Annotated in this window: 27 protein-coding genes; 10 read left to right on the top strand and 17 right to left on the bottom strand. The window is 60.9% G+C overall.

Going from position 1 to position 23,914, the window contains the following annotated elements; translation table 11 throughout:
- Positions 1 to 40 precede the first annotated feature (40 nt).
- The 4 genes from HKK54_RS02475 to HKK54_RS02460 all read right to left on the bottom strand — a co-directional run bounded on the left by HKK54_RS02475 (position 41) and on the right by HKK54_RS02460 (position 4,568).
- On the bottom strand, positions 41 to 1,657 hold the full coding sequence (locus HKK54_RS02475) for an inorganic phosphate transporter (protein ID WP_169386070.1): 1,617 nt from the start codon (positions 1,655 to 1,657) through the stop codon (positions 41 to 43).
- Between the two features lie 121 nt (positions 1,658 to 1,778).
- Positions 1,779 to 2,801: a transporter gene (locus HKK54_RS02470; protein WP_010169807.1), complete on the bottom strand. Its 1,023-nt coding sequence runs from the start codon at positions 2,799 to 2,801 to the stop codon at positions 1,779 to 1,781.
- Positions 2,802 to 2,901: 100 nt separating this feature from the next.
- On the bottom strand, positions 2,902 to 4,077 hold the full coding sequence (locus HKK54_RS02465; protein WP_029615853.1) for a GAF domain-containing sensor histidine kinase: 1,176 nt from the start codon (positions 4,075 to 4,077) through the stop codon (positions 2,902 to 2,904).
- Positions 4,078 to 4,262: 185 nt separating this feature from the next.
- The gene (locus tag HKK54_RS02460) at positions 4,263 to 4,568 is read right to left on the bottom strand and encodes a PepSY domain-containing protein (protein ID WP_010169805.1); all 306 of its coding nucleotides are present in this window, start codon (positions 4,566 to 4,568) and stop codon (positions 4,263 to 4,265) included.
- A 140-nt stretch (positions 4,569 to 4,708) separates the two neighbouring features.
- On the opposite strand from HKK54_RS02460, the gene HKK54_RS02455 reads away from it, so the two are divergent.
- A complete protein-coding gene (locus tag HKK54_RS02455) occupies positions 4,709 to 5,638 on the top strand; it encodes a sterol desaturase family protein (RefSeq protein ID WP_169386069.1) in 930 nt (309 codons plus the stop codon).
- Here the strand turns inward: HKK54_RS02455 and HKK54_RS02450 are convergent.
- Positions 5,579 to 6,256, bottom strand: a complete 678-nt coding sequence (locus tag HKK54_RS02450; protein ID WP_169386068.1) for a helix-turn-helix domain-containing protein — start codon at positions 6,254 to 6,256, stop codon at positions 5,579 to 5,581. The two genes, HKK54_RS02455 and HKK54_RS02450, sit on opposite strands and share 60 nt — an antisense overlap.
- Complete coding sequence (locus HKK54_RS02445; protein WP_010169802.1) at positions 6,257 to 7,384, bottom strand: glycerophosphodiester phosphodiesterase; 1,128 nt, start codon at positions 7,382 to 7,384, stop codon at positions 6,257 to 6,259.
- A gap of 232 nt (positions 7,385 to 7,616) precedes the next feature.
- Between HKK54_RS02445 and HKK54_RS02440 the strand changes: the two genes are divergently transcribed.
- The gene (locus tag HKK54_RS02440) at positions 7,617 to 7,940 is read left to right on the top strand and encodes a DUF2025 family protein (RefSeq protein WP_169386067.1); all 324 of its coding nucleotides are present in this window, start codon (positions 7,617 to 7,619) and stop codon (positions 7,938 to 7,940) included.
- A gap of 170 nt (positions 7,941 to 8,110) precedes the next feature.
- Here the strand turns inward: HKK54_RS02440 and HKK54_RS02435 are convergent, their stop codons facing one another.
- Both HKK54_RS02435 and HKK54_RS02430 read right to left on the bottom strand, forming a co-directional pair.
- A complete protein-coding gene (locus tag HKK54_RS02435) occupies positions 8,111 to 8,434 on the bottom strand; it encodes an antibiotic biosynthesis monooxygenase family protein (protein ID WP_169386066.1) in 324 nt (107 codons plus the stop codon).
- Complete coding sequence (locus tag HKK54_RS02430; RefSeq protein ID WP_169386065.1) at positions 8,431 to 9,126, bottom strand: CTP synthase C-terminal region-related (seleno)protein; 696 nt, start codon at positions 9,124 to 9,126, stop codon at positions 8,431 to 8,433. Before HKK54_RS02430 ends, HKK54_RS02435 begins: the two co-directional genes overlap by 4 nt.
- A gap of 79 nt (positions 9,127 to 9,205) precedes the next feature.
- Here HKK54_RS02430 and HKK54_RS02425 point away from each other — a divergent pair, with 79 nt between their 5' ends.
- Complete coding sequence (locus HKK54_RS02425) at positions 9,206 to 10,090, top strand: LysR family transcriptional regulator (RefSeq protein ID WP_178121013.1); 885 nt, start codon at positions 9,206 to 9,208, stop codon at positions 10,088 to 10,090.
- 105 nt (positions 10,091 to 10,195) lie between these two features.
- On the opposite strand, the gene HKK54_RS02420 is transcribed toward HKK54_RS02425, so the two are convergent.
- The 4 genes from HKK54_RS02420 to HKK54_RS02405 all read right to left on the bottom strand — a co-directional run bounded on the left by HKK54_RS02420 (position 10,196) and on the right by HKK54_RS02405 (position 14,218).
- Positions 10,196 to 10,711 (bottom strand): DUF1003 domain-containing protein, encoded by a 516-nt coding sequence (locus HKK54_RS02420; protein ID WP_169386064.1) that lies wholly within the window; start codon positions 10,709 to 10,711, stop codon positions 10,196 to 10,198.
- Positions 10,712 to 10,790: 79 nt separating this feature from the next.
- Positions 10,791 to 12,110, bottom strand: coding sequence for a methyl-accepting chemotaxis protein (locus HKK54_RS02415; RefSeq protein ID WP_169386063.1), 1,320 nt, complete (start codon positions 12,108 to 12,110; stop codon positions 10,791 to 10,793).
- Positions 12,111 to 12,349: 239 nt separating this feature from the next.
- On the bottom strand, positions 12,350 to 13,408 hold the full coding sequence (locus HKK54_RS02410) for a diguanylate cyclase (RefSeq protein WP_169386062.1): 1,059 nt from the start codon (positions 13,406 to 13,408) through the stop codon (positions 12,350 to 12,352).
- A 189-nt stretch (positions 13,409 to 13,597) separates the two neighbouring features.
- On the bottom strand, positions 13,598 to 14,218 hold the full coding sequence (locus tag HKK54_RS02405; RefSeq protein WP_169386061.1) for a TetR/AcrR family transcriptional regulator: 621 nt from the start codon (positions 14,216 to 14,218) through the stop codon (positions 13,598 to 13,600).
- Between the two features lie 124 nt (positions 14,219 to 14,342).
- Here HKK54_RS02405 and HKK54_RS02400 point away from each other — a divergent pair, with 124 nt between their 5' ends.
- From HKK54_RS02400 to HKK54_RS02390, 3 genes are all read left to right on the top strand, one after another.
- Positions 14,343 to 15,401 (top strand): MBL fold metallo-hydrolase, encoded by a 1,059-nt coding sequence (locus tag HKK54_RS02400; RefSeq protein ID WP_169386060.1) that lies wholly within the window; start codon positions 14,343 to 14,345, stop codon positions 15,399 to 15,401.
- A 251-nt stretch (positions 15,402 to 15,652) separates the two neighbouring features.
- Positions 15,653 to 16,438 (top strand): hypothetical protein, encoded by a 786-nt coding sequence (locus HKK54_RS02395; RefSeq protein WP_237151042.1) that lies wholly within the window; start codon positions 15,653 to 15,655, stop codon positions 16,436 to 16,438.
- 212 nt (positions 16,439 to 16,650) lie between these two features.
- The gene (locus HKK54_RS02390) at positions 16,651 to 18,033 is read left to right on the top strand and encodes an amidase family protein (protein ID WP_237151041.1); all 1,383 of its coding nucleotides are present in this window, start codon (positions 16,651 to 16,653) and stop codon (positions 18,031 to 18,033) included.
- 6 nt (positions 18,034 to 18,039) lie between these two features.
- On the opposite strand, the gene HKK54_RS02385 is transcribed toward HKK54_RS02390, so the two are convergent.
- Positions 18,040 to 18,834, bottom strand: a complete 795-nt coding sequence (locus HKK54_RS02385) for an SDR family NAD(P)-dependent oxidoreductase (protein WP_169386057.1) — start codon at positions 18,832 to 18,834, stop codon at positions 18,040 to 18,042.
- A gap of 116 nt (positions 18,835 to 18,950) precedes the next feature.
- On the opposite strand from HKK54_RS02385, the gene HKK54_RS02380 reads away from it, so the two are divergent.
- Complete coding sequence (locus HKK54_RS02380) at positions 18,951 to 19,889, top strand: GlxA family transcriptional regulator (protein ID WP_010169789.1); 939 nt, start codon at positions 18,951 to 18,953, stop codon at positions 19,887 to 19,889.
- A gap of 34 nt (positions 19,890 to 19,923) precedes the next feature.
- On the opposite strand, the gene HKK54_RS02375 is transcribed toward HKK54_RS02380, so the two are convergent.
- From HKK54_RS02375 to HKK54_RS02360, 4 genes are all read right to left on the bottom strand, one after another.
- Positions 19,924 to 20,262: a helix-turn-helix domain-containing protein gene (locus HKK54_RS02375; protein WP_169386056.1), complete on the bottom strand. Its 339-nt coding sequence runs from the start codon at positions 20,260 to 20,262 to the stop codon at positions 19,924 to 19,926.
- Positions 20,237 to 20,599, bottom strand: coding sequence for a type II toxin-antitoxin system RelE/ParE family toxin (locus tag HKK54_RS02370; RefSeq protein ID WP_169386055.1), 363 nt, complete (start codon positions 20,597 to 20,599; stop codon positions 20,237 to 20,239). The genes HKK54_RS02375 and HKK54_RS02370 overlap by 26 nt, the downstream gene beginning before the upstream one ends.
- Before the next feature lie 47 nt (positions 20,600 to 20,646).
- The gene (locus HKK54_RS02365) at positions 20,647 to 20,967 is read right to left on the bottom strand and encodes a helix-turn-helix domain-containing protein (protein WP_169386054.1); all 321 of its coding nucleotides are present in this window, start codon (positions 20,965 to 20,967) and stop codon (positions 20,647 to 20,649) included.
- Between the two features lie 103 nt (positions 20,968 to 21,070).
- Positions 21,071 to 21,841, bottom strand: a complete 771-nt coding sequence (locus HKK54_RS02360) for an AraC family transcriptional regulator (protein ID WP_169386053.1) — start codon at positions 21,839 to 21,841, stop codon at positions 21,071 to 21,073.
- A 115-nt stretch (positions 21,842 to 21,956) separates the two neighbouring features.
- Here HKK54_RS02360 and HKK54_RS02355 point away from each other — a divergent pair, with 115 nt between their 5' ends.
- The 3 genes from HKK54_RS02355 to HKK54_RS02345 all read left to right on the top strand — a co-directional run bounded on the left by HKK54_RS02355 (position 21,957) and on the right by HKK54_RS02345 (position 23,906).
- Positions 21,957 to 22,763 carry a sulfite exporter TauE/SafE family protein gene (locus HKK54_RS02355; protein WP_169386052.1) on the top strand — a complete coding sequence of 269 codons (807 nt, stop codon included), beginning with the start codon at positions 21,957 to 21,959 and terminating at the stop codon, positions 22,761 to 22,763.
- Between the two features lie 78 nt (positions 22,764 to 22,841).
- Positions 22,842 to 23,204 carry a hypothetical protein gene (locus HKK54_RS02350; RefSeq protein WP_169386051.1) on the top strand — a complete coding sequence of 121 codons (363 nt, stop codon included), beginning with the start codon at positions 22,842 to 22,844 and terminating at the stop codon, positions 23,202 to 23,204.
- Between the two features lie 45 nt (positions 23,205 to 23,249).
- A complete protein-coding gene (locus HKK54_RS02345) occupies positions 23,250 to 23,906 on the top strand; it encodes a DUF6933 domain-containing protein (protein WP_169386050.1) in 657 nt (218 codons plus the stop codon).
- Positions 23,907 to 23,914 lie beyond the last annotated feature (8 nt).

Below are 23,914 nucleotides of genomic sequence, written 5' to 3'. Positions count from 1 at the left end.
TCAAGACCGCCATCGCCGGCAAGCCGGCTCCTACAGGGCACTAGAACAACTGGGTAAACAGCCAATACAGGCTGCCCGACAACAGAATCGCCGCCGGCAAGGTCAGCACCCAGGCCATCAGCAAGTTGCGGATGGTCTTCATCTGCAAGCCACCCCCATTCGCCACCATGGTCCCGGCCACACCCGAGGACAGCACATGGGTGGTGGACACCGGCAAGCCGTAGATGTCCGCCGCGCCGATGGTCAGCATCGTCACCATCTCGGCCGAGGCGCCCTGGGCGTAGGTCAGGTGGGTCTTGCCGATCTTCTCGCCCACCGTCACCACGATGCGCTTCCAGCCGACCATGGTCCCCAGCCCCAGGGCGATGGCCACCGCGATCTTGACCCACAGCGGAATAAACCGCGTGGCGCTGTCGATCTGTTGCTTGAACAGTTGCAGCTTGTTCTGGGTGTCGGCGTCGAAGTTGCCGACCTTGCCCTTGTCCATCAGGCGGATGGTTTCGCTGGTCAGGTACATGTCGTTACGCACGTTGCCCACGGCTTCCACCGGTACGGCCGCGAGGGAGCCGTAGCCCTTCACTTCTTCACCGATATGCCCAGTGATGGCGGCGAGGGCGGGCACCAGTTCCGGCGTGGCTTCCTTGGTGCGCACATAGGTCGACAAGGTGGCGCGGGAGTCGGCAGGTGCCAGTTGCGGGGCACTTTTCACCAGGGCGGCCTGGGTCACTTCGGCCACGGCAGCGAACTGCAACGACTCACCCGCCGGCATGGTGCGGTTCAACGCGTAGGCCATCGGCAGGGTGCCCACCAGGATCAACATGATCAGGCCCATGCCTTTCTGGCCGTCGTTGGAACCGTGGGCAAACGACACGCCGGTGCAGGTGGCGATCAGCATGCCGCGAATCCACCATGGCGGCGGGGTGTCGCCTTTGGGTGCCTTGTACAGCGAACGGTTTTTCACGAAGGCCCGCAGCGCCAGCAACAGCAGCGCGGCGAAGGCGAAGCCGATCAGCGGCGACAGCAGCAGCGCATAACCGATCTTGATCGCCTGGCCCCAATCCACACCGCTGGTACCGTCGCGGCCGTGCATCAGCGCGTTGGCCACGCCCACGCCGATGATCGAGCCGATCAGCGTGTGGGACGACGACGCCGGCAAGCCCAGCCACCAGGTGCCGAGGTTCCACAGGATCGCGGCGATCAATAGCGCGAAGATCATCGCAAAGCCGGCGGAGGAGCCGACCTGCAAAATCAGCTCAACCGGCAGCAGGGCGATGATGCCGAACGCCACCGCGCCGCTGGACAGCAGCACACCGAGGAAGTTGAAAAAGCCCGACCACACCACCGCGAAATGCGGCGGCAGCGAGTTGGTGTAGATCACCGTGGCCACGGCGTTGGCGGTGTCGTGGAAGCCGTTGACGAACTCAAAGCCCAGGGCGATCAACAGCGCCACACCCAACAGCAGGAACGGCGTCCAGGTGGTGACCACCGTGCCCAGTTCGTGCATGTCGTGCATCAGGCTGTAGGCGGTGAACAACAGGCCCATGGCGAGCACGGCGAAGAAAATAATCACCGTCACCAGGCCCGGTTTTTTGTCCAGGCGCGGTTTGGGGTCGGTGGTGGAAGCGTGTGCGGAGGCGGTCAGGGAAGGGGTGGCCATGCCGGAGCATCCAGTGTGGGGAGGATGTGGGTCATGATCATTGCAAAATGTTACAGAGATGCTGCGGTAAGTCAGTGTTTAAGTGAAAGGGGCTGCCACTGGTCTGCAGCCCCCCTGAATTTCAATAATCCTTGCGCTTGCGGAACGCCCAACGCCCGGCAATCAGGGTGAACGTGGCCACCAGCGCCACCAGGATCCAGAAGCCCTCGGGGTCCGTAGAAAGCGGTACGCCCCCGACGTTCATGCCAAAAAAACCGGCAATGATATTGATCGGCAGCGCCAGCACCGTGACCACGGTCAGGGTGAACAGCGTGCGGTTGCTCTGCTCGTTGAGGTTGGCGGCGATCTCTTCCTGCAGCAGCTTGATCCGTTCACCCAGGGCCATCAGGTCGTTGATGATCAGCGCAAATTCCTCGGTGGATTTGCGCAACTCCTTCACGTCTTCCTTCTGCAACCATTGCGGCGGGCGATTGAGCAACCGCAGCAACGAGCCGGGCTCCAGCGCCAGCAGCCGTTGCAGGCGCACCAGCACCCGGCGTGCGGCGCCCAGTTCGGCCCGGTTGGTGGACAGGCGTGACGACAGCAACTGGTCTTCGATCTGGTCGACGCTGAGGCTGGTCTTGCGCACGATCTGCGTCAGCACCTCGCCCTGGTCCCGCAGCAAATGCACCAGCAGTTCCAGCGGCGAGCGAAAGTGCTCACCGGCCTTCACCGACGACCGCAGCTTGTCCACCGAGTGCAGCGGTTGCAGACGCGCACTGACCAGCAGCCGGCTGCGGGCGCAGACCCACAACGTGGAAATGTCTGAAGACACCATGCTGCTGAAGTTGAACACCACGTCGTTGACCACCGCCAGCAAGGCCGAGTCCACGTGTTCGATGCGGGTGGAGCGTGAGCCTTCGTGCAAGGCTTCGAAGAATTCTTCTGGCAGGTTCAGGTGCCCCTGCATCCAGCGCTCGCAGGCAGCGTGGGCCAGGTTCAGGTGCAGCCAGAGGAATTCTTCCGGGTCACCGGGTTGCTGCAAGGCCGCCAGGGCGGTGGCTGAGTCGATCTGTTCGCCCTTTTCACCGGGGCGAAAACGAAAACCGTAAAGCAAGCCAAACAGGTCGGAGTCCTGGTGGCTGTGGTCGATGCTGTGGTTCATGGACGCTCGCAGGGAAAGTGCCTGTAGGAGATTTCACAGGTTCACTTGAGCGCATCATGGCAACTGGATTTGACGGTTTTGTGACAATTTGAGGTGGGCGTCAATTGCCTGTGGGCAAACTGAAGCTGAACACCGTGCCGTCCTGTTCGTGGGACGACACCTCCAGCCGCCCGCCATGGGCGTCGGCAATCTGTTTGACGATGTACAAGCCCAGGCCCAGCCCGGCCTGGGGTAGGGCGCCGGTCGGTCGGGAGTAGGGCTGGAACAGCAGCGGCATGGCTTGATCGCTGATCACCCCGCGGTTTTTCACCGTCAGCTCGAACGTACCGTCGTTGACTTGCGCACTGACCTCAACCGGCCCTTCGGGGTTGCCGTGGCTGATGGCATTGCCCACCAGGTTGGAGAGCAATTGCGCCAGCCGTTCGCGGTCGCCTTGCACTCCCTTGAGGTTGCCGATGCGCGCGTGAATCTGGCGTGTCGGGTGAACGTGCTGCACCTCGTCCACCACGTGCTGCAAGGTGTCTTCCAGCCCGGAGCATTCACCGATGTGCACCGGGATGCCGCTGCCCATGCGCCCTCGGGCAAAATCCAGTACATCTTCCACCAACTGCGAAGCGCGGCGGCCGCTGGCGAGCATGTGCCGCACGAGGGTGTCGGTGGCCGGGTCCGGGTGTTTGCGCAACAGGCGCTCGGCGCCCACGTTGATTGCGAACAGCGGGTTGCGCAGGTCATGGCCGAGCACGGCGATGAACTGTTCCCGCAGTTCGGCGGTTTCCCGTTCTTGCTGCAAGTCGGCCTCGGTTTGCTGCAGGCTTTCTTCGGCTTCGATTTGCAGCGACAGCACCCGGGCAAACGACTCCATGGTCGACTGGATGGTGCTGCTGCGCAGCTGTGCCGGGTTCGGGTCCAGGGCGCAGATGGTGCCGAAAAAACGCCCGTCGGTGCGGAACACCGGCACCGAGATGTAGCTTTCAAAGTGGTAGATGCGCGGTGTGTGGTGGTCGCGGTACAGCGGGTCTTCGCTGGCTTTGTCGATCACGATCGAGACATGGGAGCCCCGGATTTCGTGGCACAGGGTGGTGGTCAGGTCCAGTTCGCCGCCGACGGGCAGGCCGAAGTCCAGGCGGTCGAGCACGGCGCAGGCCGTCCATGAATCATCGGTCACCCGGGCCACGGCGGCAAACCGCAGGCCGGTCATTTCGCTGACCACCTGGAGAATGGCGGGGACAGCACTGATTCGGCCAATGGTGGCAATGTCTGCGGCTCTTTGCCCCATGGCGAACGGTCTCGATCCTGATGCTGCTGGCGTTGTGCCTTGGCTGATAACTGGGATTCTAGCGGCCTTGAAGGTTGAAGGTACAACTTCGTGCAAGGGAATTAGACTATTTACTCTTCTGGGCGACGAGCGCGCATAAAAAAGCCGCGCGGCCCGAAGGCGGCGCGGCGTTTTTGTGGTTCAACTCAGGTGTCTTGTTTGTTTTCCAGGACTTCGCCGGTCTTGGCGTCCAGCTTCACGTCCCACTTCACATTGCTGGTGTCACGCAGTTCGGTCTCGTAGACCAGGCGACCGGCTTCGTTTTCCAACTCGGTGTCAGCGATGGTGGCGCCTTTGTGCTGGGCCAGGGCCTTGGCGTTGAGTTTTTCAAAATCCATCACGGCACCGGACTTGAGCAGGCTCGGAATGTGGTCCGGGCGAACATCGGCCTGGGCGAAACCGGCGGTCATGGTCAGGGCGGCGGCAGCGAACAGAGCGGTCAGGTTTTTCATGGTGTGATCCTTTGGGGTGAGCTGTTTAAGTGGGATCAGGTTAACCAGCGCAACTTAACTCACCCTTAAAATTGCGCCGTTTGTTCAATCGGCGAGGAGTGCGGGGTTTCATGCTGGCGTCTCACTTATGGGAGACACAGATGAAACGGTTGATGACCTGGGTCTATGCGCCCGTGTTCTGGGCGGGATTTATCGGTTGGGCGTTGTGGCTGGTAGAGGTGGGTGCGCTGCACTGGCTGGGGCTGGTGTTTGTAACGGCGGTGGCGGTGTCGTTTATCGCTGAGGCGTGGTTGCCTTACGAGCCCCAATGGAATCGAAACCAGGGCGATCGCAGGCGGGACATTCTTCATGCATTGGTCAATGAAGGCCTCAATGCATTGGGCTTGTTGATCCTGCCGGGGTTGACCGCACTGTTGGCCATCGACGGTCTATGGCCGCGGGCATGGCCGCTGTGGGAGCAATTGCTGCTGGCGATTTTCATCGCCGATGCAGGCATCACCCTGATGCATTACGCCAGTCACCGGGTCGGGGCGTTGTGGCGCCTGCATGCGGTGCATCACAGCGTGCAGCGGCTGTACGGTTTCAATGGCTTGATGAAGCACCCGCTGCACCAGATGCTGGAAGCCACGGCCGGGCTGCTGCCGTTGATCCTGCTGGGCATTCCCACGGATGTGGCGCTGCTGCTGGCGCTGGCGATTGCCATTCAGCTGTTGTTGCAGCATTCCAACGTCGACATGCGCCTGGGGCCGCTGCGCTGGGTGTTCGCCTGGGCGCCGGTGCATCGGTTTCACCACATGAAATATGGCCGGGCGGGGGATGTAAATTTCGGGCTGTTTTTCAATCTGTGGGACTGGCTGTTGGGGACGGCGTTTTACCGCCAGGACTATCGAATGGGGCAGGGCGATTTGGGGATTGGCAGCCGGCCGGACTTTCCTCGGGATTATGTGGCGCAGTTGCGCGATCCGTTCAGGGCCGTGCGATTGAGCAAGGAGCCGCCGGTTCCGGCCGGTCTATTCCAGGATTCGCACGTGCAGGTTACGCAACGACGCCCCGGCCGTGACGCCAAATAGCTGCTTCATGGTCCGGGAAAAATGCGCCGAATCGGCGAACCCGGCGCCATGGGCCGCCTCGGTCAAGGTGTTGCCGCCGAGCGCCAGCCCCAGCGCCACCCGCAAGCGCCGCCACAGCACCAGGCGGCGCACCGGCAATCCCAACTGATGGGTGAACAAGCGCTCCAACTGGCTCAACGAAACGTGCGCTGCCTGCGCGAGAGCCTGGGCCGAGACCTTGCCGCTCAGTTGCTGATCCAGCGCCAGCAGCGCGCGCTCCACACGGGTGTCTTCCAGTGCGCGTCGCGGCAACTGCCGCAGCGTGCGGTCGAGTGCCTCAAGGGACAGTTGGCTATCGGCGAGGGCGGCCTGCAAAAGGTCGAGATCAAACGCGCCGGGCTCGGCATACACCATCAACACCTCACCCTCGGTGCGGAGGATGGCGTGGGGCATTCTTGAAAGGATAAACAGGCGATGGGCCGTGGTGACACGGCCATCGAGGCTGGCCGTGATCGGCCCGCCCGGGGAGAACATCAACTGATGGGCATAGTGCGCATGGGGCGCGGTGCGCCCCGGTATGCCCTGGATCAGCCCGTAGTCAGGCCCCAGCCACAGGCGACCTGACCATTCGGAACTCACTCAGTAACCGTTGTCCTGCAGCAGGTCGGCCACGCTCGAGGACGGCCAGCGCTTGTAGTACTTCAGCAGTTCGGCGGCGCGGTTGGTGAAGATGCCATCGACGCCGGCCTTCATCACCTTGTCGAAGTCCACCGGCTCATCCACGGTGTACACGTGCACCAGCAGGCCCTTGTCGTGGGTCAACTGGTTCATCTCGGGTTTGACCAGGTCGGAGTAGCTCTGGTCGCCCAGGTTGGTCAGCTGTGCCGAAGGGCCGGTACCGATGGCGCCCAGGCTCTTGGCCTCGTCGATCCATTTTTCGAACTCGGCGGCGTCCTTGGGCTCCTGCTTGGCGTAGTAGGCAGCTTTGGTCGGCTCGCCGGACTCGGCGAAGGTCACCTTGGATTTCGGTTCGATGCTGCCTTCACCCACCCACAGCAGCAGGATTTTCGGGGTGTTGGGCATCTCTTTTTGCAGCTCTTTCAGGCTGTCCTTCTCAAAGGTTTGCAGCACTACGCGGCCCTTGCCCTGGCCGACGCCGATGTTTTTCTGGGCCTGATTGGAGCCGGTGGAGCTCAGCCAGCCTTTATCCAGCAGCTTGTTCTTCAGGTCGGCTTCGATACCCGGGAATTGCTTCGGCTCTTTGGTTTCGATGTACAGGCCGGGTTTGTGCTGCGGGTTGCCTTCGGCGATCTTGATGATTTCGTCCAGGCTCAGGATTTTCAGGCCGACGAAGCCAGGGCGGGCGCGGTCCGGGTAGGCGGCGTTGAACCAGCTGCCGGCGTCCAGGGTTTTAAGCTCGGCCCAGGTGAATTCGTTGGCCGGGCTGTCTTTGCGCTCGGGGAACTTGGTGGCGACGTCGGTGGTGCGTTGCAGGTTGTTGTCATGGAGGGCGAACAGTACGCCGTCCTTGCTGCGTTGCAGGTCCATTTCCAGGTAGTCGGCACCCAGGTCGCGCGCTACTTTGTAGGCCGCGGCGGTGGATTCCGGTGCATCGTAGGACGCGCCACGGTGGGCAATCACCGCAGGGTGCGGAATGCCTTCGTTGGTGGCCAATTCGGTAGGGCTGATCGGGCTTGCCGCCTGTGCGTGGCCAAGGCCCAACATCAGGGCCAGCAGCAGGGCACTCTTGGTAAACGTGACAGGCATATGCGAAGTCCTTTCGTGGAGGTAACTTTGAGAAGGGCTCCTTTTTAACAATTGAATGCGAATGGCGCTATCACCAAACCGACATTAACGTGTTCACGGGCCATTTTTCTGCGCTTTTGTGCTGTGCTATGCAGTACTCTTGCCTTTAGCTGCCCCATCAGAGGGCAGATTTTTTTGCCACGCGTGTAAACCATCTTTCCAGTCCAAGTAGGACTTTTCAGTGAGGTTTACCATGCGCATCACCTCCGAGCTTATCTGCCAGGCCGTCGACCAACTCCACGGTTTTGTCGGCCTGAACCGCAAGACCGGCCAGTACATCGTACGTTTCAGCGAAGATTCCTTCGGCATGGACGTGGCCGATGACGGCATTATCCCTACCTCCGAGTTTGTCTGGCTGCCGGTGGACGGGCAGGCCATGACCTTGTCCCGCGAGCGGATCCAGTTGTTGCTGGACCAGAATATCGACGATCGCATCAACATTACCGAACCGCTGCGGGTGTACATGCGCCGGGTGGAGATTCCACAGATCAGTGCGGTGCGTCATTTGGTCAGTTGAGCGCCACATTGCCCCTGCGGCGAGAGAGCTTTTTGTGGCGAGGGAGCTTGCTCCCGCTGGGCTGCGCAGCAGACCCAAAAGCTTGGGAGCGCTGCGCACTCCAGCGGGAGCAAGCTCCCTCGCCACAGAAGCCCCTTGCCCACATTGAGTGTTTTGCACAGGTTGATGTTTCAGCGTTCGAACGCGTAAGCCCGCTCCACCTTGCACACCCGTGTATGGCACGCCGAGTACCAGGTGGCGCGCCCTTGCTCGCGCACCTCAGTGTGTTCGGCGTGCTGCTTCCAGGCCAGGATCGCGGCTTCGCTGCTCCAGTAAGACACAGTGATGCCCAGCCCGTCGTCCCCACGCGCCGATTCCACGCCGAGAAAACCGGGTTGTTGCCGGGCCAGCTCCAGCATGCGCTCGGCGGATTGTCCGTAGCCGTTGTCACCTTCAGTGCGCAACGAACTGAACACCACGGCGTAATACGGCGGCTTGGGCGTCTTGGCGATCATGCGCAGGCCTTGAGCAGCGCAATGGCCAGCGGCGGGGTGATGCCTTTAAGCGCCGCACGTTCCGGCTGGAACAGGGTGGCGACAAAAAACGGGTGGTCCAGCAACTCCACCGCCCGCAGGTCGCCCGCTGAATCGTGGCCGCTGGCAATCAGGTCGGCCTCCAGCAGTGCGCTTTCGAAGTCTGGGTTGATGCCATAGCGGCAGCGGTAGCCTTCAAGGAGATCGAGGGTGCCGTAGGCCTCGGCGATGTGAGTAAAGGCCATCAGGCGGATGCTGTCTGTCGCCTCCACCAGGGCGCAGGTCAGGGGTGTCAGTACCGCGCGCGGCGAGTCGGGGGCCAGTTCACCATGCTCGGCGTCGGCCCAGCCCAGCACGTTGCGGGCATATTCCAGCACCGCGTGTTGAAAGCCGCCGCAGGTGCCGAGGAAAGGACGCCGCTGTTCGCGGGCATAACGGATGGCCAGCAGGGCGCCGTCGAGGTCGCGGTAGGGGCTGGCGGGGACGCACCAGAAGCCATCGTAGTGCTGCAGTTGTTCGGTGGATTTGATCGTGTCGGTGGCCAGCCAGTCGAACCGCACCGTCAGGCCCAACGCCTCGCCGGCCTGTTGCAACGCCAAGGGAATGGCCTGATGTGCGGTGACTTGCGCATCGTAGTCGCCGATCAGGGCCAGGTGCAGGGTGGTTTTATTCATCGAGGGTATCCGTGGCTTGTTGAGTCCTGGCGCTCACTATAGATTGGCGTCCATGCAATCAATATTGGCGTTAGCACATATGTTCAATGCAGCGGCGCACTATCAAATCGACTATCCCGACCTCTCTCTGATCCTCGCACTGGTGCGTGGCGGCACGCTTGCACGGGCGGCGGGGTTGCTGCGGGTGGATGTGTCTACGGTGTTCCGAGCCGTGCGGCGGCTGGAGACGGCGCTGGGCCAGACGCTGTTCGAAAAGAGCCGCGCTGGCTACCTGCCCACCACCTTGGCCACCACCCTCGCCGAGCAGGCCGAACGTGCCGAACAGGCGCTGGAGGCGGCGCGTGTGGGGGTGGAGCAGGGCGGTGAAGTGATCAGCGGCACGGTACGCCTGACCTGTACCGATTCGGTGCTGCAAGCGCTGTTATTGCCGGCCCTGGCGCAGTTCATGCACGGCTACCCGGCGCTGACCCTGGAACTGAGCACCTCCAATGACTTTGCCAACCTCAGCCGCCGCGACGCGGATATCGCCTTGCGCCTGACCAAGGCACCGCCCGAGCATCTGGTAGGACGTTGCCTGGGCACGGTGTCGTATCGGGTGTGTGCCAGTGCCGACTATGCCCGCCAGCACGCGGGCGCGGAGCTGGCCGCCCTGAACTGGATCGCGCCGGATGACTTCCTGCCGGACCACCCCACCGTCACCTGGCGGCGCCAGCACTTGCCGGGGGTAATGCCGGCCTATCGCTGCAACAGCATGGTCTCGGTGACCGAACTGGTGCGCGCGGGGCTTGGCGTGGCAGCGTTGCCGGATTACCTGCTGGGCGCGGACTTGCACCCGCTGAGCCCGCCGCTGGTAGGGCACGACACCGCCCTGTGGCTGCTGACACGCCCCGATTGCCGGGCCTTGCGCTCGGTGGTGACGTTATTTGATCAGTTGGGCCAGCATGTGCGCTTGCCGGTGAACTGACTGTGGGAGCTGGCTTGCCTGCGATACAGGCGCTGCGGTACATCAGGCATACCGCAGTGATGCAATCACAGGCAAGCCAGCTCCCACATTGGAGGTGTGGCAGGGTCAGGTCTTGCGGACGAAGTGGTCATGCATTTCGCTGGTCAGCCCTTCAATGCGTTCGGTCAGTTGTTTGGTCATCTCGGTGAGCTTGGTGTTCTGTTCCAGCAGTTCCAGCAACTGCTTGGTGGTGTGCGCCGCCTGGGCCTGGCGTTCGGTGTTGGCCACGGCCAGGGCTTCGCGGTGCTGGGCGTCGGCGTCGGACTGGGCTTTGTCCCGCGCAGCCTGGCGGGTTTGGGCCAGCAAGATCAACGGCGCGGCATAGGCCGATTGCAGGCTGAACGCCAGGTTCAAGAGGATGAACGGGTACACGTCAAAGTGCGTGACGCCGGTCATGTTGAGCACGACCCAGAGCACCACAATCGCGGTTTGCGCCCCAAGGAAAGTCGGCGTTCCGAAGAACCGCGCAAAGGCTTCGGCTTTCAGCGCAAACGTGTCGTTGCCAAAGGTCGGCGCGAGATGGGCGTGTTTACGGTGAAAACGCAGATGATCAACGTTGGCTTCAGGTTTATCCGGGGTCATGGCGGGCTCGAATCCGTGGCGTAAGACAGGCACCACTATAGACCGAGCCCTTGACCGGGCACATGAAGAAGCCTGTCGCTTACCGGTTGCCCTGCTCATTGGCAAACGCACTGACGGCTTGCACCGCCTCGCTGGCGCCTTCGCGAATCTGCAGGATCACCGTACCGGCCTGGTTGGCCAGGTCCACGCCCTGGGCCGCGCGGTCGCGGGTGCCGTCCATGCTGTCGATGGCCTGGCGGGTTTCGTTCTGGATCATCTCGATCATCGAGGAAATCTCTGCCGTTGAACCGCTGGTGCGCGCCGCCAATTGCCGTACTTCATCGGCCACCACTGCGAAACCACGGCCTTGCTCACCGGCCCGTGCCGCTTCGATGGCGGCGTTCAAGGCCAGCAGGTTGGTCTGGTCGGCAATCCCGCGAATGGTGTTGACGATGGCGGTGATCTGCTGCGAACGCTCGCCCAGCTTGGCGATCAGCGCGGAAGAGCCGTCGATGTTGGCGGCAATCTCGCGCATGCCCGTGGCGGTCTGCTGGATCACCTCGGCGCCTTTTTCGGCGATGTCCCGGGTTTGCAGCGAGATGTGATAGGCCTGGGTCGCGCTTTGCGCGTCGGCGGCGTGTTTCTCCACCATGGCCGTGACGTCGGAGGCGTACTTCACCACCTTGCACAGGCGCCCGCTGGCGTCGTACACCGGGTTGTAATTGGCTTCCAGCCACACGATCTGGCCGTTTTTGTCGATGCGCTCGAACTGGCCGTTGAACAGTTCGCCCTGGTTCAGCCGACGCCAGAAATCGCTGTACGCGCTGCTGTTGGCCAGCTCCGGTGTGCAGAAGATGCGGTGATGTTTGCCCTGCACCTGCGCCAGGCTGTAACCCATGCGGTGCAAAAAATTCTGGTTGGCGCTGATGATGGTGCCGTCGAGGTTGAACTCGATCACCGCCATGGCGCGGTCGATGGCCTGCAGCTTGGCGTTGGCTTCGCTCTCGGCCTGCATTTTCGGGGTGACGTCCATGGCGTATTTCACCACCTTCACCACGCTGCCGGACTCATCGCGCACCGGGTTGTAGCTGGCCTCCAGCCATATCGGCTGGCCGCTGCGAGTCACCCGTTCGAAGGTGCCCGACTGGAATTGGCCGTTGCGCAGTTGCGTCCACAACTGGCCGTACTCGGCGCTGCGGGCAAAGGCCGGGGTGCAGAACAGCCGATGGGATTGGCCCAGGACTTGGTCGGCGGTGTAGTCCATGGCCTTGAGAAAATTCTCGTTGGCCCGCAGGACGGTGCCTTGCAGGTCGAATTCGATCACTGCCATGGAGCGGTCGATGGCGTCGAGAAGGCTGGCCTGCTGGGCGATTGTGGCTTGCAGGGTGCTGATGGTTTTTTTGTGGGTGTTGAATAGCATGGTCGTGTGCTCGGGGGAAGCAAGCGTCAGGGGTATCCATGGGGGCGCCTGCCACCGTAAGGCTTCAGCCTACGGCGAGCGTGCTCATTGCCAGCTTCCTTGTGCTGACAGAGGGGTGGAACAGCGGGTTCTGAGTGGTACTGCCAGCAAGAAGTTCTACGACTGCCGACCAATGGCGGCATTATGCTATCGGTCGGTGACGGCTGCGTTTAATTCAGACGAGGTGCAGTGCGCGGGTTTCAGGCGGTATGGGCGACCGCGTAGTCGCTGATATTGACCCGGTTACGGCCGGTGTCCTTGGCGGCATACAGCGCTCGGTCCGCTGCGTTGAGCCACATGGCCGCGTCGGTGAAGGCGGGTTGGAACGAGGCCAGGCCAATGCTCAGGCTGACCCTGAGCTCGGGAATTTCCGGGTTGCGATAATTACTGAACACTTCGCGCATGCGCTCCATCACCTGCGCGGCCTGTTCCAGGGGCATGTCCGGAAGAATCACACAGAATTCGTCGCCGCCGTAACGCCCGGCCAAGTCGTTTTCCCGCAGGTTGCGCCGCAGTTCCAGGCTCAGTTGGCGCAGTACCTGGTCACCGATGATGTGCCCATAGCTGTCGTTGATCTGCTTGAAGTGGTCGATGTCGATCAGCGCGATGGTGGCGTGCACGTGTTGTTGCTGGCACTTGTGAAACTTCAGGTGCAGCAGGTCTTTCCACGAACCGTGGTTGAGCAGGCCGGTGAGGCTGTCAGTGCGGCTCAGGGCACTCAGGGCACGCTTGTGTTCCGACAATTTGATCGCCAGGCGGTAGCAGACCATGCCCAGGGCCATGGGATACAGCGTCAGCATCGGCAGGCAGGCGTAGACCTGGATCAGGCTGACGTCGGGATTGAAGGTCATCCCGAACAGCAGCCATGACACGCCGATGCCCGCCAATTGCGCCACGATGCCATGAAGGAACAGGCGTTTGCCGCCGGCGGCGACGTTGTTCATGGTCATCATCGACAGGATGGTCACCGCCGTCAGGGGCGTGAACTGGGTGGTGGCCGCCCAGAACCCGCCGAGCAGCGAGTCGTACAGCAGGTTTCGTCGTTCAGCCTTGTAGGGGAAGTCGGAGCGAGAGGAAAGCTGATACGCCAGGTGCGCCCAGCCAAAACCATTGAACAGCAGCAACGCCCAGACCCAGCCTGGCATGTGCAGTGGGTAAAGCGCAGCGATGACGCTGATGCAGCCGATGCCCAGGCCGATGATCCTTGGCCTGTAGATACGTCTGGCAAATGACAGCCCTTTGCCTCGTTGGTTTTCCATAGATTCCTGGGTCGATTCTTTTTTTGCAGGTACGACGGCACACGTGATCGGGAAAACCACTGGTCGGATAATACGTGTGAATATTGTCAGTTATTCGCGTGGGAATAATCAGTGTCCTTCGGGGCCATTTGCAAAGGACATGAGACGAATAAGTCAAAAAACGACCTTGGGTGTCGTTCCTGCAACAGGTCAGTGCCGTGGCACGACCTCATAGCCGGCCAGGAACAGGTCGATGGCGGACTCAATGACGCTTGCCTGGGCATCGGCGTCCAGCGTGGGCTGGCCCAGGGTGATCTGCGGCCAGAAGGCGAAAGCCTTGAGCAGGCTTTGTACCTGGTGGGCGGCGAAGCACGGGTCGGTGCAGCTCAACCGACCATCTTCCTGAGCGGCGCGCACCCATTGGGTGAACCCTTCTTCGCGTTTGCTCAGGCGGTTGACCATGTCCTGGGCGCGTTCCGGCGAATGGATGGTGGCGGCAATCGCCACGCGAGCCAGGTCGAGGAAGTTGGCGTCCGACATCATCGTCATCTTGGCTTGCAGCAGCCCGCGCAGTTGCTCGCGCAGCGGCCGGTCACTGGCGTAGCTGACGTCCAGTTGGGCAACGCTGCTGGCCCACAGCTGGTGGAGGATTTCGGCGAACAGCTCTTCCTTGCTCGGGAAGTGGTTGTACACCGTGCGCTTGGAAACCCCCGCGGTGGCGGCGATCTTGTCCATGCTGGTGACCTCGAACCCGTTGTCGCGAAACTCGGCAATGGCGGCTGCCACGATGGCTTCGCGTTTACGGTCGGTGAGGCGCAGGGGTGCAGTCATGGGGGGATTTCGGCTCTGAAGGGAAACTTACACTCGGTAGTTTACTTGCTCCCGGTTTTGTTGCAATCTAGAAACTACACTGTGCAGTGTAATTTTTTGAGCAGTCTGCAGGAGTTCCTCGGTAATGGCCACGATCTCAACCCGTCTCGACAGTTCTTCTTCAGCGCCCAAGTCTTCCGAACAGCATCAAGGTCACTTCACCAATCAGAAGCCCATCCAGCATGGCGGCTTGGGCAAAACCCTGGGCATCATGTGGAAGATGCTCTTCCAGAAGCCTCGCAGTACACGGCCGGTGGGTGAGATCCCGGTGCAGCCGCTGACCCGCGAGCAACTGTTTGCCGCCCCCGACCACAGTGTTTTCCGCCTCGGGCACTCCACTGTGCTGCTGAAAATGCGCGGCAAGTTCTGGCTGACCGACCCGGTGTTCGCCGAGCGTGCGTCGCCCTTCAGTTGGGCCGGCCCCAAGCGCTTCCACCAGCCGCCGATCAGCCTTGAGGACCTGCCGCCGATCGAGGCGGTGATTCTTTCCCACAATCACTACGACCACCTGGACCACAAGGCAGTGGTGCAACTGGCGGATAAGACCCGCTACTTTCTCGCGCCGCTGGGTGTGGGCGATACGCTGGTCAAGTGGGGCGTGGACGCCAGCAAGGTGCGGCAACTGGACTGGTGGCAGGGCACCGAAGTCGACGGGATCCGTTTTGTTTCGACCCCGGCCCAGCATTTTTCCGGGCGTGGCCTGTTCGATGGTAACCAGACGCTGTGGTGCTCGTGGGTGATGATCGACGGTCCACGACGGATTTTCTTCAGCGGTGATACCGGCTATTTCGACGGCTTCAAGCGCATCGGCGAGCAGTACGGTCCGTTCGATCTGACCCTGATGGAAACCGGCGCCTACAACGTCGACTGGCCACACGTTCACATGCAGCCGGAAGAAACCCTGCAGGCGCACATCGACTTGAAGGGCCGCTGGCTGCTGCCGATCCACAACGGCACGTTCGACCTGGCGTTTCACGCGTGGCACGAACCCTTCGACCGCATCATGGCGCTGGCGTGGGAGCGTAATGTGTCCATCACCACGCCGCCGATGGGGCAGGCCTTCATGCTCAATCAGCCGGAGCGCGGGCAGGCCTGGTGGCTGGAAGTTGAGCATCAAGGCAGCGAAGAGCACGTCATCGGGTAAGGGCTTGGCAGCCGGCGCTGCAAGCCATTTCCGACATACGCCCCTCCCGGCAAAAGGGTGCAATCGCTCCTCGTGAGAACCCTCGAGGAGTGGGATGTATGGACGATAACAGCAGCAAAGGCATAGGGCCGGGCGTGTCACTGACGATCCGGCCGTTGTTGCCCGGGAAAGGATCCGGCCCCGCACCTGACGTTCCGGTGACGGACAAGGTTGAGGGAGTGCCGTCGAAGCATCGCAACATCAGGCCCCCCGTGCTTGGAGAAACTGCCGTTGTCGGGCCCGGTATTGCTGCGGCAGAAAAGGGCCACGAGCCTGGCTCGACGCCACTGGTGTTCGGCAGCCACGGCGGTGGTGCGATTGTCGATAAAAGTACGCACCAGGGCGGGCTCGAGTTTGGCGCCAGTCTTCACGCCGGGAGTCCTCTGGGCGTTGATCCAGGCCCCAGGTTCGATATCCCGGGCCCCATGATGCGCACCGTGCGCGACCCCGCGCTGTCACTGATCGCCTTGAGCGGCGTCGACCCCGAAGGGAAGGTGATGGTGGAGATTCCTCCGGTCGCCGATGCCGGGCATTTGAGGAATACTCCGTCGCTCGCCGGCAGCCGTATCGGTTTTGCCGGTGAATACAGGTGCGGTGAGCGTCGGGAAGCCGTCTCCCACAGCGAGTATTTTTCCCGGGTATTGAGCCTGCTGCGCACTGCCGGTGCCCAGTTGGTGCCCGTGCCGGCCCTGATCGCGGATGACACGCGGTATTTCAGCCTTGCCCACAGTAATGAGATCGACGAGCGGGTCACTGAGTATCAGTTGGACGCGCTGATATCCGACGCACAAACCCCCGCTTTCCATCGTGCTTCCACCACTGTTCATCCGCGTTTCTGCCTACCGGTCGGCGCTGACGTCGAGGGTGTATCGGCCGGTGTCTGGTTCTATGGGGCGCGGTGGGCCGGAGGTCGCCTGGCGGCGCTGGTGCACGGTTTCCGGCAGGTGCTGTTGGCGGACAAGAGCAGTCCTGACGGGCCTACTTCGCGGAGCGAGTGATCGCACAAGTTTGGGAGATTTGCCCCAACGCCATTGAGTGATTCTCTTCTTAGACTGAGCCCGGGTTATCAAGTGATACCCCTCACCTTCAGACAGCCGGGGAGTCATCAATGATTGGGCCAAGCTTGGGCGCGGGATGGAGTACAGGTTTTTTCGACGCGATAACGCATGCGCCGCAGGGCTTCCGGAGTGCGCAGGCGTTGGCGGCCGATATGGCCAGCCCCAACGGAGCCAGTTCGGAGGCGGTGGTGAGGGATTCGCTCAGACAAATAGCCAACCTGGACAAGGGCCTGCAGGGCGGCAACGCGTTTATTGAAATCAATCCGGATGCCCGTGAGAACGCCCGCGCACTGGACAGGGAGCGGGCCGACGGCAAGCTGCGCGGCCCTTTGCATGGTGTGCCGATCGCACTCAAAGACGTCTTCGACACCAGCGACAAGATGCAGACCAGCGCGGGCTCATCGGCGCTGGTGGGGACACCTGCCGCAAAAAATGCCCGGGTGGTGGATAACCTGTTGAAGGCGGGCGTGGTCATCGTCGGAAAAACCAACATGAGCGAGTTGTCCAATTTTCGCTCTGACACGCCGGTCAACGGCTGGAGTTCCCGGGGCGGTCAAACCCTGAACCCTCACCGATTAAATGGCCAGCCGGCGGGTTCGAGTACAGGCTCGGCCGTAGCGGTGGCCCAAGGGTTGGTGCCATTGGCACTGGGGGTCGAAACCAATGGATCGATCATTGCGCCGGCGGCCTATAACGGTGTGATTGGCTTCAAACCCACCGTTGGCCTGGTGAGTACCGAAGGGGTGATGACCAGCTCGCGCCTGGACACGGTGGGTACCTTCACCCGCACCGTGCGAGATGCTGCGCAAGCACTGGATGCGATGACCGAAACAAACCATCACACCACCGGGCTCACGCCTGACTCGCTGGTGGGCAAACGCATAGGCTATACACCCTTGCCTGAGTTATCGGCGGATGACGCCGAAGACCCTGACATCAGAGCCGACAGGCAGCATTTTGCAGACGCTCTCACCTTGCTGCAGGCCAAGGGCGCGACACTGGTACCGGTGGGAAAGCTGGCCGAAGGTGTGTCGGACGATACCTACGACAGTTATAGCCTCGCCCTGTACGCCGACGTTAAGCAAAAGCTTGAGGCGTACCTGGCCGGGCGGGAAGGGTTGCCGGTGAAATCGTTGTCAGAGCTGGTTGAGTTCAACGAGCGCAACACCGGGCCGGGCGTTCCCGACCAAGGGTTGCTCACCATGATCAAGGACCTGGACGTGAGCGATCACGTGCGGGAAGGGCTGTGGGCCGCTATCAGCCCGATTTTCAAGGACACCGTCAACAAACCACTGACCGAGCACAAGCTGGATGCAATCGTGTCGAACTTCCTTTCAGGCAGCTACTACTTCGCAGCGGCGGCCGGTTACCCGGGAATCTCCGTGCCGTCCGGCATGGACGACGACGGTATGCCGACAGCGCTTCATTTCTACGGTGCGAGTTTGAACGAACCCACGCTGCTTTCGGTTGCCTACGGGTATGAGCAGGCCTCCCTGGCAATCAGGGAGCCTGCATTCATTCCCGGGCCGGGTTAATCCGGTTCAGTTCAACCCGTAGCGTGCGGCAGGATTACGGTGCGACAGGTTCGGACCGAGTGCCAGCCGCGCGCTTTCGTACGCCTCCCAATCCGCACTGTCCGAGAGCGAAGGGATCGTCACGCGTTCACCTTGGGCAAGGCCGGCGAGGGCAGCGTCCACCAGGTTTTCGGTGGTCATCACCATGGTTTCCGGCAGGTTGTTCACAGGCAGCCCTGCAATGTCCCAGAACTCCGTGGCGGTGGCACCCGGCAGCACGACCTGAACCACCACGCCCTTGTCGGCAAGTTCATGCTGCAACGATTCGCTGAAGGCCTGCACGAAGGCCTTGGTGCCGCCATATACGCCGTTCAGCAGCTTGGGGGCGAGGGCGACAATTGAGCCGATGTTGATAATCGTGCCGCGACCCTGGGCGACAAAGTTGGTTGCTGCAGCCTTGGCCAGGCGGGTCAGCGCCAGTACGTTCAGCAGGATCATTGCGTCCATTTTATCGGCGTCCGACTCCAGCAGCGAAGCGGTGGCTCCTACGCCGGCGTTATTCACCAGCAGGCTGATACGGCCGTCGTCGTGGGCAACCTGGGCGATCCGCGCCAGGTCGGCCGGCAGATTGAGGTCGGCGGCTATCACCTCGACGTTACGTTGAGTGCTGGCCTTCAAGCGGGTTGTCAGTTGCTCCAGGCGTTGCTGGTTGCGGGCCACCAGAATCAGGTCGTAGCCGGCTCGAGCCAGGCGGTCGGCATACACCGCGCCTATTCCAGACGAAGCACCGGTGATCAGGGCATAACCTTTGTGTTGTGACATGGCAGTTGCTCCAAATGGCCGGGGAGAGGATCGGCCTTGTTGGAACCAAGATTATGGGTGTAATGTGGCGGCTGCAATGTCATATATCCCACCTTTAGAGACATGAGGGTTTGGCCATGGTGTCCGTCGGTATCGTGCTGTTTCCCGGTTTTCAGGTGCTCAGCCTGTCCACCAGCAGCGTGTTCGAATTTGCCAACTTCGTGGTGGGGCGACCGTTCTATCGCGTCGACTTGCTGTCGGAGCACGGTGGGCCGATCAAAAGCTCCATGGGCTTTGCCATCGATAGCCTGGCCTTTGGGCAGCAGGACTACGACACCATCGTGGTGTTGGGAGACAACGAATTACTGGAGCCCACCCCTGGCATGGTGGGCTATTTGCAGGCGTCATTGACGGCGTCGCGCCGGGTCACGTCGGCCTGTACCGGTTCTTTCCACCTGGCCGCGGCCGGGCTGTTGGAGGGGCGCAAGGCAACCACCCACTGGTACCACGCCATGACGTTTCGCCAGCGCTACCCCAACGTGAGGCTGGAGGAAGACCGTATCTTCACCGTAGACGGCCCTTTATGGACGTCCGCCGGGATGACTGCCTGCATCGACCTGGCCCTGGCCCTCGTAGAGCACGACCTGGGCGTGGAAGTGGCCCGCGACGTCGCGAAGAAACTGGTGGTCTACCATCGCCGTGCCGGTGGCCAGTCGCAGTTTTCCGCGTTGCTGGAACTGGACCCCAAATCCGACCGAGTACAAACCGCCCTGGCCTGGGCCAAAGGACACCTGCAGGAGGATCTCTCGGTAGAGCAACTGGCCGAAGCGGCGCACCTCAGCCCGCGCCAGTTCAGCCGACTGTTTCGCGCCGAAACCGGCCAGTCCCCGGCCAAGGCGGTCGAACACCTGCGCATTGAAGCGGCGCGGCTGATGCTCGAATCCGGCAGCCATTCCATCGATGTCGTCGCGCGGGAGACGGGCTTCGGTGACCCGGAGCGCATGCGTCGTGCCTTTCTGCGGGCGTTTGGCCAGCCGCCACAAATGATCCGCCGGGCGTTGCAGTTGCAGGCATAGACGTCAATATACGGTGGCCAGAACCTTGGGCAGCTCAGGCGAATAGCACTTCAATACGCCCTTGAGTACGCGAAGCGGGCGCAGCCGTAATGACGATTTGCACATCTCGCCCCAGGCGGGACAAGCACTCAAGCATCTTGGCTTCACTGATACCCCGGAACCTGCCACGCAGCATTTCAGACACCTTGGGCTGCGATAAACCAAGGATGACGGACGCTTGTGCCTGAGTGAGGTTTCGTGTCTTGAGAATCTCCCCGATCTTCGCCGCCAGTTGAGCTTTGACCTGCATTTCACTGGCGTCGGGTTGCCCGATGTCTTCATAGACATTGCCGCTGCTTTCTTCGATCTCAATCGCGTTGTGATGCTTGTGCATGATCCTGTGCCGCCTTGAGTCGCTGTTTGATCAGTTGTATGTCGTGCTGTGCCGTAGCGATGCCTTTTGTCGACTTCTTCTGGAAGCAATGGAGGACGTAAACAGCTGAGTCAAAACGGACGGTATATACCCCTCGATAAGTGTTGCCGTCGCAATCCTCGACGACCTCAAGCACCGCATTACCGCCAAACCCTTTCAGTGCCTTGGTTTGTGAATGCTTGCTTCCTCCCTGAGCAAGGTGAAGCGCAAAGCCAAACACATCTTGAACAGCTCCAGGCATTTGCTGCAGATCTTTCTTGCTACCGCCCACCCACAGGAGTGGCTTCCATGAACTCATGAGAGGATATACCTAAATAGGGATAAACGTCAGTGCAAAGAGAAATCTCAATCAGCCGTTTCAACCGCTGAATGCTCTGACGACAAGGGCAAAGAGCCCCTCACACTCATCCCCCACCCCGGCGCAAACCCCGGGAAAAACACCAACCCTTCAGCCTCCAGACGAAACGCCACACTCAGGCGGACCTCATCGTCCACATCGCCATGGCTTTCAAAACGCTGGAGGGCGTCCACGTCCACCTCTGCTTCCCGGGCCAGGTCTTCCCGGCTCCAGCCCAGCATGAGGCGGGCCTGCACGCTGTGCCGTGGGGTAAATTGGTGAAGGACGATCTGCTGTTCTACGGTGCTGCTCATTGCCAGAGAGGACATGGGCTTTCTCCAGGTTCGACGGGGGAGGGCAAATTATACTGTGTTTTTGTACAGTTGTTTTGACCGCTCATCAACTGGATTTTTCGATAGGGTTGCCGCCGCTCTATTTTGCCCCTTCCAGGTAAGTACTCGGTGAGTGGCCGAGCACCCGCCGGAACATGCTGGAAAAAGCCGCCGGGTTTTCGTAACCCAGGTCCAGGGCGATGCGGGTGACGCTTTCGCCGCTGGCCAGCCGCGCCAGGGCCTGCACCACACAGGCGCGCTGGCGCCACTGCACGAAGCTCAAGCCGGTTTGCTGGCGAAAATGCCGGCTGAAGGTGCGCAGGCTCAGGTGCGAGTGATCGGCCCATTGAGCCGGTGACTGGTGCACGTCCGGGCGCTGCACAAACGTCAGGCACAAGGTCAGCAAGCGCGGGTCTTGCGGCAGCGGGATATGCAGCGGCAAGTGCGTGGCGCGGGCCAGTTCATGCAATAGCAGGCTGACCAGCGCACCGTCGCGACCAGCCTCGTCGTACTCAAGGGGCATCTCCACCGCGTCCATCAGCAGCTGGCGCATCAGTGGCGAAATGCTGATGACGTGGCAACTGGAACCCAAATCGGTGACGGCGTGCGGTTCGATGTACAGGCTACGGGTCGACACGCCGAGCATCAGTACTTCATGGGGCACCTGGGCGGGAATCCACACGGCGCGCTGGGGGGGCACCACCCAATTGCCTTTCTGGGTGCTGACTTGCATCACGCCGGTGGCGCCATACAACAACTGCCCGCGCCGATGGCTGTGGCGCTTGAGCAGATAGCCGTCGGGATAGTCGGTGCCGATCGCCACTACCGTTCGGGGCGTCAGGTCCAGTTGTGCGATGGAAACGTTGCGCATGTGGCGGATTCCGAGAGTGGCAATATCTCGCACATTATTGGCCGACTTGCGCAAGCGGGCCAAGCCTTGAATCTCTATCGTCCAAGGCTCCTCCTGATGCTGAAGGCGATACTCGATGTTCTATCTATTACTGGCGCTGTTCGGCTGCATGACCGGCGTGACCGCCGTGCTGTTCGGGTTCGGCGGCGGATTCGTGGTGGTGCCGTTGCTGTACGGCATGTTGAAGCTCAGCCACGACACAGGAGTAAGTGAATCTGCGATGCATATCGCGGTCGCTACCTCCACCTGCGTGATGATCGTCAACGCGCTGATCGCCACCGGAAAACACCGGCGCAAAGGTAATCTGATTCGCCATTACCTGTGGCCGTTGGGCGGGTTTATCGGGATTGGCGCGGTGCTTGGGGCCGGTGCAGCGATGTTCGCCAGTGGTAGCTTTATCCGCTACGCCTTTATCGCTTACCTGGCCGTCACCCTCGTCGATTGCCTGTTGCGCAGGGGCTTTCTCAGCCAGGACGACACGCACCCACCACGGCGCCTGGGCAGCGCGGAAGTGACGGGCGGCGGCATTGCCATTGGGTTGATCGCGACCTTCCTGGGGGTGGGCGGCAGCGTGATGACCGTGCCGCTGTTGCGCCGGTGCGGCTTGAGCATGTCCCAGGCCACGTCCATGGCCAACCCGTTGAGTGTGCCGGTGGCGCTGGCCGGTACCTTTACCTACATGGTCATGGCGGGATTCGCCAAGGTGGAATTGGGCGCGTGGTTTGTCGGCTATGTCGACTTGCTGGCGTTTGCCATCCTCACCCTGGGCTCGCTGCTGGGCATTCGCCTGGCCACGCCGTGGATCGGTCGCATCCCGGACGCGCTGCATGCGCGGGTGTATATCGGGTTGTTGGGCGCGGTGATGGTGAGCATGTTGGTCTGACGCAAGTGGCTTTTGCGTTCTTTCAGTCGCAGGGCTAGGGTTACTTCTTTATTCAAAAGAAAGTGATCGGGGAGCGTGGTGTCCATTTCCGAAAGCGACTGGAAGAAGTTCAAGGCCCTCAGGGCATTGGCGCTTGAACGCTTTTACCTAGGCGTCCTGGCTGCTGCAAAGAGCATCAGCGAGCGCGAAACGCTGTCTGCCGAGGCTCGGTACAGGACGCTGTATCGCCTCACCAAGGATCGCGATAACGATATCGTCCTAATGTTTGATTTCTACAGTCGTTCGAAAGCCCGCGAGAGCCTTGCGCAAATGATCAGCCATGATTTGTTGACCGATTCAGAGTTGTCGGTATTAAGCGAAGAGACATTGAGTGCTATCAGCTACGCGGTCAGGCAGCGTTATGACATCGAGTGGGTTGCTGAACAGGTTTCAGGCGACTGAAAATCTTGTCTTTGACTTCAGGCAAAATGTTCAGGAAATACATTAATGCTAAGTTTTAATTGTACACAGGCGGCTAGCGATTTTTTTAGCCGGGCTCACAAAGGCAAAAAAATCACCCCGGTTCAAAAAGCGCTGCCACAGGAGAGCCAGGGCGATGACCAGTACGCCGACCCGCATCAGTGGCTGGTCCATGCTGCGACGGTGCAACGTAAACATGTGTTGTTGGCGATACATCTGAAAACCCGCTATTGCATGTTGTTTTTTGATATGAAAAAGGCAGACGCCGATAGTTTTGTGCACACCTTTATTAATCGTTGGATGAGTGGCGTTTTGGATCTCGCCTTAAAGTCTGATGTTTTGGATTTGGTTGATCCGTCGGTACCTGAGCAGCAATTCGTCAGTTTGGTCGAGTCGTACTGCCTGCAGCAGCGGGGTGATCGGAGTGCGCAGACTCAAATCAACGAAATATTGCGGAGTTTTGAGGTGGACGCAAAAGGCGTGGATCTTGCCGCAACGTCTTGGAGCGCTCTGCATTACGACGCTCAAATCAACCATACGCCTCGAAGCTTAAAAGATGTGAAGGGGCTTCATTGGCCGGATGAGGAAATGGTGATTCATTGGTTGGTCACGGTAGGCGGATTGGACCCTGCGGGCGCCGCACTTGCACGTGAAAAGTACGGTCTGTTCAGACGAATGGCCTGACCCGGAAT

It is taken from the genome of Pseudomonas sp. ADAK13 (assembly GCF_012935715.1).
GTDB lineage: Bacteria > Pseudomonadota > Gammaproteobacteria > Pseudomonadales > Pseudomonadaceae > Aquipseudomonas.
Note: the sequence above shows the minus strand (reverse complement) of the source record. Positions and strands in the feature narration are given on the sequence as shown.